Below are 2,953 nucleotides of genomic sequence, written 5' to 3' on the forward strand. Positions count from 1 at the left end.
TCGGCTACCGGCTTCGGTTAAACAAACGCAGCAGGGAGGGCATTGATGAAATTGCATCGTTTCGGTTTATTGGTCTGGTTGCTGAGCAGTTCAGTGTGGGCAGCTACACCGGCACCGTTAGCTTCGCAGCAGACACAATCGACAGAAAGCCAGCCGCAATCCCTGAAAAGCCAGGCTGAACAATGGAAATTAAGTGCCGATGAATACCAGCGCTATCAGCACCTGATGAAGGGGCCACGGGGTATCCAGTCACCGGGGCTTGATCCGCTGACCACATTAGGCATTGAAGCCGACAGTGATGCCGAACGCCGTCGTTATGCTGAACAGTGGGTTAAATCAGAATTTGCCCGTACCGAGAAAGAATTGCGCTTCCAGCGGGAAGTGGATGCGGCCTGGCAGCGGCTGTTTCCGGATGTGTTGCCGGTCAATATGGAAAAATCGCATGAAGTAAATGGCCGGCTGGCACTGTTTGTCAGAGCCAAAGATTGCCCACAATGTGAAACCCGTTTGAGCGAAGTCCTGGCGGCTAACCAGCCCGTCGATATTTATTTGGTAGACAGCCAACGTAATGATGACACCTTACGGCTGTGGGCCAAAAACCATCATATCCCCGTTGAACGGGTACGTAACCGGCAAATCACACTGAATCATGATGCGGGGTACTGGTTCCGGTTTGGCAAGGGGCTGATGCCGGTACTATTGAGGCAAGGAGAGCAGGGATGGCACATCACATCATTATAATGAAACGGCTGAGGGGGTTACCTATTATCAGCCTGTTATGGATCACTGCCTGCCAGACTGAACTGAATGTCATTGCCGATTTAGGCGGCCAGGATGCCTCGCCTTTTTATGAAAGTATTTATGCTCAACCGGGGGATATTCCTGCACGACCCCCGTATTCCTTACCAGAAATGGTTGGCGAAGTCGCGATGTTGCCCGTTAAAACACCGGAACTGACACCGGGGCAAGTGATAAGCCGATCACTGCAATTGCCGGGCATTGGGGCGTTATTTCTGATTGGTGATGATCCCAATTCACGTCAGTGGTTAAGCCAGAATGCCGCCCGATTCAAGCAATTACACGCCGTGGGGCTGGTCGTCAATGTCAGTGAGATAGCCGGTTTACAGTCACTGCGGGCATTAGCACCGGATGTCTTGTTATCGCCGGCTTCCGGTTCGGAATTGGCTCACCGTTTGCAACTGCGACATTATCCGGTGTTAATCACCGAAACGGCACTTTCTCAGTAGTTATCATCATGAGCCGCCGTTACGTTGTCGAAGCCCTGTTACGCCCTGCCGTCGAGCTGAATACCGCGGTGGTCTCCGCCGTTGCCGCGTTTGTTTGTATCCGGGCACCCTGGGCAATTGCACTGGCCCCCTCAGTCAGTTATGTCATGGCCGGCGGTTTTGCGGTATTGGCGATGATACGCACATGGCAGGGTATTCAGGTACTCCGCTATCGCCGAAACCTGCGTCGCTTGCCGCGTTATCAGATGGGCACAAAACAGATCCCCGTCAGCCATCAGCGCTTGTTTCTGGGCAGGGGATTTCGCTGGCAGCAGAAGCATACCCAGCGTTTGCAGGATACGCGGCGGCCGGAAGTCGAACGCTTTGTGCAACCCTCTCAGGTTTATCAGCTTGCCCGTTTGCTGGCGCACCGAACGGAATATCGTTGGCCGAAATTGTCAGCCCTGTTACGCAACGATTCGCCTTTTAATCCGGTGCGGCCTTTGCCACCGGTTGGCGGTAATCCCATGATCCACGGTATTGAGCCACAGGAAGCCGACGTGTTTATGGATCTGCGTGAGCGGGTCGGTCATACCTTAGTGATGGGTACCACCCGTGTGGGAAAAACCCGGCTGGCCGAATTGCTGATAACCCAGGATATCCGGCGCGGCGAGGTGGTGATTGTCTTTGATCCGAAAGGCGATGCTGACCTGTTAAGGCGGATTTGGGCAGAAGCGCACCGGGCGGGTCGTGGCAATGCACTTTCCCTCTTTCATCTGGGCTGGCCGGAAATTTCGGCGCGTTATAACGCGGTCGGACGGTTTGGCCGGGTATCGGAAGTCGCCTCCCGTCTGGCGGGGCAGCTCAGTGGGGAAGGGAACAGCGCCGCTTTCCGTGAATTTGCCTGGCGCTTTGTCAATATTGTCGCCCGGGCTTTAGTCGCGCTGGGACACCGGCCAGATTACACCTTGATCACACGTTACGTCAATAATATCAGTGAGCTGTATCAACTCTATGCGACCAAAGTGATGGCAGACAGGCAATCCGCCCTGCTGGAACAAATCAATCAAACCTTCGGCAAGCTGAAAGAAAAAGATATCCCGCGCAATATGCAGGGGCAGCCGGATGCGCTCAGACTTTGGGCGATGGAAGTCACGCTGAGTTCAGAAGCGGGTAAGCAGCTCTACGATCCGATTCTGGACGGGTTACGCTCTGCCGTGCGTTATGATCGTACCTATTTTGATAAAATTGTCGCTTCTTTATTGCCGCTATTGGAAAAACTGACCACGGGCAAAATCGCTGAACTGTTATCACCGGATTATCTCAATATGACGGATCTGCGCCCCATCTTCGACTGGGAACAGGTGATCCGTAAGAACGGGATTGTCTATATCGGGTTGGATGCACTGTCTGACAGTGATGTGGCTTCGGCGGTGGGCAACAGTATGTTTGCCGATTTGGTCAGTGTCGCGGGGCAAATCTACAAATATGGTATGAATGCCGGATTGCCGGTTCGCCATGACGGCAAACTGGCGATTAACCTGCATTGTGATGAATTTAATGAGCTGATGGGCGATGAATTTATTCCGCTTATCAATAAAGGCGGCGGTGCGGGCATGCAGGTCACCGCCTATACCCAGACTTCCTCCGATATCGAAGCCCGTATCGGCAGCCCGGCTAAAACCGCACAGGTGATTGGTAACTTCAATACCCTGATTATGCTGCGG

3 protein-coding genes are annotated in these 2,953 nt (G+C 53.5%); all 3 read left to right on the top strand.

All coding sequences use genetic code 11. The features are described from left to right. Positions 1 to 45 precede the first annotated feature (45 nt). The gene (locus tag Xedl_RS18810) at positions 46 to 741 is read left to right on the top strand and encodes a TIGR03759 family integrating conjugative element protein (protein ID WP_074025250.1); all 696 of its coding nucleotides are present in this window, start codon (positions 46 to 48) and stop codon (positions 739 to 741) included. After that, positions 720 to 1,247, top strand: coding sequence for an integrating conjugative element protein (locus tag Xedl_RS18815; protein WP_074025251.1), 528 nt, complete (start codon positions 720 to 722; stop codon positions 1,245 to 1,247). Before Xedl_RS18810 ends, Xedl_RS18815 begins: the two co-directional genes overlap by 22 nt. Before the next feature lie 8 nt (positions 1,248 to 1,255). Continuing rightward, positions 1,256 to 2,953 (top strand): type IV conjugative transfer system coupling protein TraD (traD, locus tag Xedl_RS18820; RefSeq protein WP_074025252.1); only part of this gene is annotated, 1,698 nt, incomplete at its 3' end.

The organism is Xenorhabdus eapokensis, from assembly GCF_001908105.1.